Origin of the sequence: Stenotrophomonas sp., assembly GCF_036662295.1 — a bacterium.
Taxonomy (GTDB): domain Bacteria; phylum Pseudomonadota; class Gammaproteobacteria; order Xanthomonadales; family Xanthomonadaceae; genus Stenotrophomonas.
The window spans coordinates 1-8041 of sequence record NZ_JAVWXA010000142.1 but is presented as its reverse complement, the minus strand read 5'-3'; the positions used below and the strand labels follow the sequence as shown (position 1 = coordinate 8041).

At 67.7% G+C, this 8041-nt stretch carries 4 protein-coding genes and 1 pseudogene; 4 read left to right on the top strand and 1 reads right to left on the bottom strand.

Annotation, left to right across the window (positions count from 1 at the left end; all coding sequences use genetic code 11):
* Positions 1 to 286 precede the first annotated feature (286 nt).
* The gene (locus tag RSA25_RS18045) at positions 287 to 3373 is read right to left on the bottom strand and encodes a TonB-dependent receptor (RefSeq protein ID WP_332810209.1); all 3087 of its coding nucleotides are present in this window, start codon (positions 3371 to 3373) and stop codon (positions 287 to 289) included.
* Positions 3374 to 3588: 215 nt separating this feature from the next.
* Here RSA25_RS18045 and RSA25_RS18040 point away from each other — a divergent pair, with 215 nt between their 5' ends.
* The 4 genes and pseudogenes from RSA25_RS18040 to RSA25_RS18025 all read left to right on the top strand — a co-directional run.
* Positions 3589 to 3756, top strand: a complete 168-nt coding sequence (locus tag RSA25_RS18040) for a hypothetical protein (protein ID WP_332810208.1) — start codon at positions 3589 to 3591, stop codon at positions 3754 to 3756.
* A gap of 257 nt (positions 3757 to 4013) precedes the next feature.
* Positions 4014 to 6455: a GH92 family glycosyl hydrolase gene (locus RSA25_RS18035; RefSeq protein WP_332810207.1), complete on the top strand. Its 2442-nt coding sequence runs from the start codon at positions 4014 to 4016 to the stop codon at positions 6453 to 6455.
* A 105-nt stretch (positions 6456 to 6560) separates the two neighbouring features.
* Entirely contained in the window at positions 6561 to 7607 is a 1047-nt protein-coding gene (locus RSA25_RS18030; RefSeq protein WP_332810206.1) for a LacI family DNA-binding transcriptional regulator, read from the top strand.
* A gap of 44 nt (positions 7608 to 7651) precedes the next feature.
* Positions 7652 to 8041: pseudogene (locus RSA25_RS18025) on the top strand (glucose/galactose MFS transporter); the annotation flags it as partial.

The following is an 8041-nucleotide window of genomic DNA, read 5'->3' as shown; positions in this document are numbered from 1 at the left end:
GCGCCGCCCTCGACGCATAACGCCGCCGTGGTAGAGCCACCCCATGGGTGGCTGCTCTGCGATCCGGTATCACTCGCAGCCACCCATGGGGTGGCTCTACCCGGTCGATCCGGCATCACGCGCAGCCACCCATGGGGTGGCGCTGCCCGGTCGATCCGGCATCACGTGCAGCCACCCATGGGGTGGCGCTACCCGGTCGCGGGTAGGGACGAAAACGGCAGCCGCCTGTACCAGCGCGGCTGCCGTGGAGGACCGGGGCCCCGCCGTGGCGGCGGGGCGGGGTGGGTTAGAACTTCCAGTTCACGCCGAAGTACAGCTGGCGGCCGGTGTAGGTGTTGGAGATCAGACGCGCCTTGCTGTCGCTGCCCAGGTAGATGCGCTGCTCGGACTTGGTCGCGTTGAGCACCGAGGCGGTGAGGGTCAGGGCATCGGTCAGGTTGTAGGCCGCGTTGAGGTCGAGCTGGTCGTAAGGCTCGGAGTACTGGGTGAGGCCGTTGACCAGGCCGCCCACCACTTCACCGCGACGGTTGTAGGAAGCGCGCGCGAGGAACTTCTCGTTCTCGTAGAACAGGGTGATGTTGGCCTGGTTCTTGGCGCTGCCCACCAGCGGCGAGGAGCCGATGTTCTGGCCGTCCAGCACGATCGAGGCCAGGTTGGTGTCGTTGTAGGTGTAGTTGGCCTGCACGCCGAAGCCCATCTGGAAGGTGTACTGGCCATACAGCTCCACACCCTGCGAAACGCCGTCACGGCCGTTGGCTTCGGTTTCGTACTTCTGCACGGTCACCGTCTGGCCACCCACGGTCATCTGCTGGTCGCGCACCACCGGCACGGTGAAGTTGTCCACGTTCTTGCGGAACAGGGCCGCACCGGCCACCGCGCCCGGCTGGAAGTACCACTCCAGGCCGATGTCGAACTGGGTCGCTTCGAACGGCTCCAGGTTCTTGTTGCTGCCATGGCCGTACCAGCCCGGGGTGTCGGTGCCGCCGGCCACGCGGCGGTCATTGCTGTATTCCTCGCTGACGTAGCTCAGGCTGCCCGGCGCGGCGATGCTGGTGTAGCCGGGGCGGGCGATCACCTTGGAAGCGGCGCCACGCAGCACCAGGTTGTCGGTGATGTCCCAGGCGATGTTGAAGCTGGGCAGGAAGTCGGTGTAGGTGCGTTCCAGCGAGGCGAACTCGTAGGTCTTCTCGCGCGCCAGGCCGTCGGGCAGGCGCACGAAACCGCTCTGGCATACATAGCCGGTGTTGGAGGCGATCAGCGGGGCGGCCGCCGGGTCGTTGCAGCCCATCGGTGCGCCGGCCGCGTTGTCCTGGAAGTAGTCGTTGAACTTCTCCACCGAATCGCTGGACTCGGCGAACTGCCGGGTGCGCACCACGCGCACGCCGACGTTGCCGCGCAGGCGCTCGGTGCGGAAGTTGGCCTGGAAATAGCCCGAGTAGATCTTCTCGTTGACGTTGTAGACGAAGTCCTCTTCCTTGCGGCTGTGCGAGCCGCCGTACTTCTGGTTGAGGAAGTCGATGTAGGCCGGATAGTTGATGCCCGGGAACACGTTGGCGTTGAAACCGCCGGCGATGTTGCTGATCGGGCTGGACAGGAAGAAGCCGGGCTGGGCCAGGCCGGCGGTGGAATCGCAACCAGCTTGGTAGCGGTTGTTGTCGTAGTCGGCCGGGTCCTTGCCCTGGCACACCCAGTAGGTGTTGCCGGTGTTGCGGTGCACTTCGCCGTCACGATACTTGGCGCCGAACTGGATCGAGTCCAGCCAGCCGCTTTCGAACATCTTGGTGACGTCGGCCTGGAAGTAGTTCTGCTTGACCTCGGTCTGCATCCACGAGGACCCGGTGGAACCGGTGTCGATCTCGGCGATGCCGGCCATCAGCTGGTCCTGCAGGTTCGGCGAGAAGCTCACGCTCGGCGTGCCGGTCAGGTCCCAGGCGGTGTAGCTGTTGCCGGACTGCCACACCCCGTCCACCTGGCGGCGCGGCTTGGCCGACATGCCGAAGTTCATCGACGGGCCACCCTCGGACCAGGTGCGGCCACCGGTGAAGGAGGCCTTCCACAGCGGGCTGATGTCCCAGTCGATGGTCAGGTCGGCGGTCTGGGAGAGCGCCTTTTCCTTGCTGTAGGTGCCGGTGAGCTGCGGGGTGGGGATGGTGCAGTCATCCGGGCCCCAGCCACCGGGGGCCATGCCGGCGGCGGCCGCCTGTTCTTCGCTGCAGTAGTAGGTCTTGCCGGCCAGCTTTTCGTACTGCGCGCCGGTGACGATACTGCCGCTGGGGTCGAAGTCCAGCCCGTTGAGCAGGCGCCCGCCGGCCCAGTTGCCGTCGCCGTTGAAGCGCGCCAGGTTCCACTCGGGCACCTTCAGCATGTTCTGGGTGTAATTGCCTTCCAGCTCGAAGCGGAAGTAGTTGGCGGTCAGGGTGAGGTTGTCGATCGGCTTGAACTGGAACGTGAACTGCCCGCCGGTCCGCTCGCGCTTCTCTTCCTTCACCGCGAAGTTGGCCGAGGTGGGCATGAAGAATTCGCTGTAGTTGCGCCCGCTCTGGTCGTTGAAGCCCGACTGGCCCCACCAGTAGTGGATGCCGTCCTGGTCCAGCACGTTGCCGTTGGCATCCACTGCATCGGTGCCGTTGCCGTACCACTGGTAGTCCTCGGTGCTCACCTGCATCGTGCGGCTGGTGCGCTTCTGCTTGGTGGCGCCGATCAGCACGCCGAAACGCTCGTCCTGGCTGTGCCAGGAGTACAGCGCCGAGGCCTGCGGATCCACGTCATGGCTGGTGTCCGAGGAGGTGCCTTCCAGGTTCACGTAGCCCGAGTTGGTTTCCATCTCCAGCGGGCGACGGGTGTGCAGGATGACCGTGCCGCCGATGCCACCTTCGTCGATGCGGGCCTCCGGCGACTTGAACAGCTCCGCGCTGGACAGCATGTTGGCCGGCAGCAGCGTGTAGTTGAACGAACGGGTGGCCTCGTTGTTGGTTTCCGAGGTGGCCACGTAGTTGCCGTTCAACTGGGTCAGGGTGAGGTCCGGGGCCAGGCCGCGCACACTGACGGTCTTGCCTTCGCCGCCGCTGCGCTCGATGACCACGCCCGGCACGCGCTGCAGCGCATCGGCCACGTTCTTGTCGGGGAACTTGCCCACGTCCTCGGCGGTGATCACTTCGACCACGGCGTTGGCGTCGCGTTTCTGCTGCAGGCTCTTTTCGATGGCGTAGCGGTAGCCGGTGACCTGCACGCTGTCCAGCGTGGTGGCGTCGGGCGACGCGGCCGGAGCCGCCTGCTGGGCGAACGCGGCGGGGGCCAGGGCGGCGCCCAGCAACGCGGTGGTGATGGCGGCCGACAACCGGTCGCGGTGGCGCATGCGGGACATCTTGTTCATTCCACTCTCTCCCTCTCCTGGATTGAAACGGTGGCGATACGTGATTGAATCGATCTAATTTCGAGCGCCGCTGTTGCCAACGACGAAGCGCGGTGCGTCCCGCATGCAGCGTGGGCTGGCCCCCCCGACCCAACACCCGGCCAACGTGACCGTTTGAAGTTGGATCGATCTAAACGATTGGCGGGGATTTTTTAGCACGGTCGGACGGGCGAAGCATGCTGCTGCGCAATATGGCCAGCGTGTGTCGACGAAATGACGGAATCGCCCTTTTTGTGAAAACGTTTTCTTGCGCGGGCGGGGCGGACGCCCGCCGTCGCGGCCAGCGCCAGGCGCGCAAGCGGCGCACCGTCGTCGGTTTTCCGTCCCTGGCGGCGGATGGCTGACGCAGGTGCGCCGCACGCCAGGGCGCAGAACCGGCGGCAATCCCGCCGCCATGCTGCGCCGCAGAATGCATCCCGCGAAATCCCCGTGCTTTACTTGAATCGATCTAAATTTCCGGCAACGGGGGTCTGGACACGCCACACCGGGGGATTGCAGGCCAGTCGTGGCGGGGCTTTGGCCCGTCCGCCCCTTGGTCCGGCGCACCCGCCCGCCGGACCGTCCCACCGCCCGCACCGACATCGACCCACAGGATCCACGCATGCGCCGACTGCCGTCCCCCCTTGCTGTCACCTCCCTGCTCGCACTGGCGTTCATGCCGACCCTGCAGGCCGCCGCCCCGGTGGCGCTCGAGCGGGAGGTCAATACCTTCATCGGCAGCAAGGATGACGGCAACACCTTCCCCGGTGCATCGGCCCCGTTCGGCCTGATCCAGGTCAGCCCGATCGGCGAGCACTACGCCGGCTGGCGCTACGACGACCCCAAGATCCGCGGCTTCGGCCATTCCTTCCTGTCCGGGGCGGGCTGCTGGGAGCAGGGTGGCCAGGTCTCGGTGCTGCCGGTCACCGGCCGCATCGGCAAGGGCGGCGACTTCAACACCGACGATGCCAAGAGCTTCGACCACAAGCGCTACGCCGCCAGCTACACCCACGACGGCGAGGTGGGCCAGGCCGGCTACTACAAGGTGCGCCTCACCAGCTACGGCGGCATCGATGCCGAAGCCACCGCGCGCACCCGCGCCGCGGCCGAGCGCTATACCTTCCCGGCCGATGCGGGCGAGGGCCACGTGCTTGTCAACGTGGGCCAGGCCAACGAGCGTCATTCGGTGATCGGCAGCGTCATCGACGTGGTCGGCGACCGCGCGGTGGAGGGCAAGCTGGTCACCAAGAGTTTCTGCGGCGGCCACCAGTACACCACCTGGTTCCGGATCGAGTTCGACCGCCCCTTCAAGGCGTTCGGCACCTGGGGCGAGGAGGGCGGCCTGGCCGGCGCGCGGCATCGCATGGAGGGCGAGCAGAAGCCCAGCGGTGCGTGGCTGAGTTTCGAGGTGGGCAAGGGCAAGTCGCAGGCGGTCACCGCGATCAGCGCCATCTCGCACGTGGACGCCGACGGCGCGCGCCAGAACCTGCGCAGCGACGGCATGCAGGGCAACACCTTGCTGGGCTTCGAGCAGATGCGCGACAAGGCCCAGCAGCAGTGGCGGCGCGAGTTGGCCACCACGCGCATCGAAGGCGGCAGCGGCGATGACCGCACCGTGTTCTATTCGGCGCTGTACCACGCCCTGTTGCAGCCGCTGACCGGCAGCGATGCCGACGGCCGCTACCGCGGCTACGACGATGCCATCCATCGCGCCGACGGCTGGACCTATTACGAATATTTCTCGCTGTGGGACACCTACCGCGCGCAGAACCAGTGGCTGGCGCTGACCCGCCCGCAGGTGGCGCGCGACATCGGGCGCAGCCTGCTGGCCATCAACGCGCAAGGCGGCTGGCTGCCGCGCTGGGGCTATGCCAACTTCGAAACCAACATCATGACCGGCGATCCGGTCACCCCGTTCCTGGTGGACCTGTGGCGCTTCGGCGCGCTGGCCGGCCGCGAGGGCGAGGCGTACACCGCGCTGCGCCGCAATGCATTCGAACAGCCGCCGCTCAATTCGCGCCACGCCGGCCGCTCCGGCAACCCGGGTTATGTCAGCAATGGCTATGTGGCCTACGACCGCGCCTTCCCCTCCAAGGGCATGGACGTGGACCCGCACCATGGCGGCTCGGCCACGCTGGAGTACGCCTTGGCCGACTGCGCGCTGGCGCAGATGGCCGATGGCCTGGGCCACGCCGACGATGCGGCCACGCTGCGCACGCGCGGCGGCAACTGGCACAAGGTGTGGGACCCGCAGGTGCGCGACGAGGAGACCGGCATGCGCGGTTTCCCGCGTCCGCGCATGGACGATGGCAAGTGGTACGTGCCCTCCGATGGCCACTACAGCCCGCGCTCGCACCACGGCTTCCATGAAGGCACCGCGTGGCAGTACCAGTGGCTGGCGCAGCAGGACGTGCCCGGCCTGGTCCAGGCCATGCACGGTCGCGAGGAAGCCGGCAAGCGCCTGGATGCGTTCTTCGCCTACGACGCCCTGGTGCAGTCGCCGCTGACCGCCGCGCGCAAGGAATGGGTGGTGGGGCCGTACAGCTACTACAACCAGTTCCGCTACAACCCCAACAACGAACCGGACCTGCACGCGCCGTGGATGTACACGCTGATCGGCCAGCCGTGGAAGACCGCCACCGTGGTGCGCGCCGCGCAGCAGTTGTTCACCAACGCGCCCAACGGGGTGACCGGCAATGACGACCTCGGCACGATGTCGGCCTGGTACCTGTTCAGCGCGCTCGGCCTGTACCCGGCCGTGCCGGGCAGCGGCCAGTTCCTGCTGCATACCCCGCGCTTTGCCAAGGTCGAGGTGGACCTGGGCACCGGCCGCACGCTGACCGTGGCGGCCAACGGTGCCGACGGGCGCCGCCTGCAGTACGTGCAGGGCGTGCAGGTGGATGGGCAGGACCATGCCGCGGTGTGGCTGGACTGGGGCCGGCTGCAGCAGGGCGGACGCATCGCCTTCGCGCTCGCCGAGCAGGCCCCCACCCAGGGCTGGGGCACCCAGGTCCAGGCGCTGCCGCGCTCGTTCTGCGCCACCCCGGGGGCGGTGCTGGAATGAGCCAGCACGGCGGCCCGTGCCTGTCCCTGACCGTCGGCACGGGCGCAATCCGCTTGCCGATGCGATCGTTTAGGCTTGCGGCATGACAAGGACCGGGCTCACAGCATGAAAGACAAGGCCACCCCCGCAGGCAAGGGATCGCGCGCGGTCACCGTGACCGACATCGCCGAGGCGATCGGCGTGTCGCGCGCGACCGTGTCGCTGGTGCTGCGGGGCAGTCCGCTGGTCAACGTCGACACCCGCGCGCGGGTGGAAGCCGAGCTGCGCCGCCAGCGCTATGTCTACAACCGCGGCGCGGCCAACCTGCGCCGCCGTACGTCCTCCAGCGTGGCGCTGGTGATCAACGACCTGTCCAACCCGTTCTTCGCCGAGTTCGCCTCCGGCGTGGACGAGGCGCTGGGCGCGAAGGGCTTTGTCACGCTGCTGGGCAGCACCGGCGAATCGCCGCAGCGCCAGCAGGCGGTGCTGACCACGTTGATGGAACACACCCCGGCCGGGTTGATCCTGTCGCCGGCCGAGGGCAGCGATGCCGCCGAACTGCGCCAGGCGCTGGGTTTCAATGCCAACGTGCTGCTGTTCAACCGTGAGCCGCCCGGTGCCGACTGGGACTTCCTCACGCTGGACAACCAGCAGGGCACCTACCTGGCCACCCGTCACCTGATCGAGCGCGGCCACCAGCGCATCGCGTTCTTCGGCGGCCATGCCGACTCCAGCTCCTGCCATCAGCGCCGCCTGGGCTATGCGCAGGCATTGGCCGAAGCGGGCAGGGAGGTGCACCCGGACTGGCTGATCGAATCGGCGCCGAACCGTCTCGAGGCGGCGGCGCGCACCGAGGAGCTGTTCGCGCTCGACGCGGTGCCCACCGCGGCGGTCTGCTACAACGACAGCGTTGCGCTGGGCCTGATGCTGGGCCTGGCCTCGCGCGGGGTCCGTCCGGGACAGGATTTCGCCGTGACCGGGTTCGATGATATTTCCGAGGCGGCCGTGGCCCTGCCGCCGCTCACCACGCTCACCGTCAATCCGCGCGAGCGCGGCCGCCAGGCGGCCGAACTGCTGCTGCGCCGGCTCGACCATCCCGACGCGGCGCCGCAACGCACCGTGGCGCCGGTCGAACTGCGCATCCGCGCCAGCAGCGGCCCGCTGGCCGCGTGATGGCGCTTCCTTCCACCTGCTCGCGCAACGAGGCGCGTACCTGAATGCCCATTTCCCCAACGCCCCCCCTGCCGTCCTCGTCCGCGACCGCGTCCGCGCCGGTGGTCAATACGCGCATGGCCCTGGCCGTGGCGACCACGATCTTCTTCATGTGGGGCTTCCTGACCTGCCTCAACGACATCCTGATCCCGCATCTGAAGGCCGTGTTCGAACTGAATTACGCCAAGGCGATGCTGGTGCAGTTCACCTTCTTCGGCACCTACTTCCTGATGTCGCTGCCGGCCGGTCGGCTGGTGGCCTACCTGGGCTACAAGAAGGGCATCGTGGCCGGCCTGGCCATCGCGGCGGTGGGCGCGCTGGGCTTCTGGCCGGCGGCCGAGCTGCGCGTGTATGAAGCGTTCCTCGGCGCGTTGTTCGTGCTGGCCACCGGCATC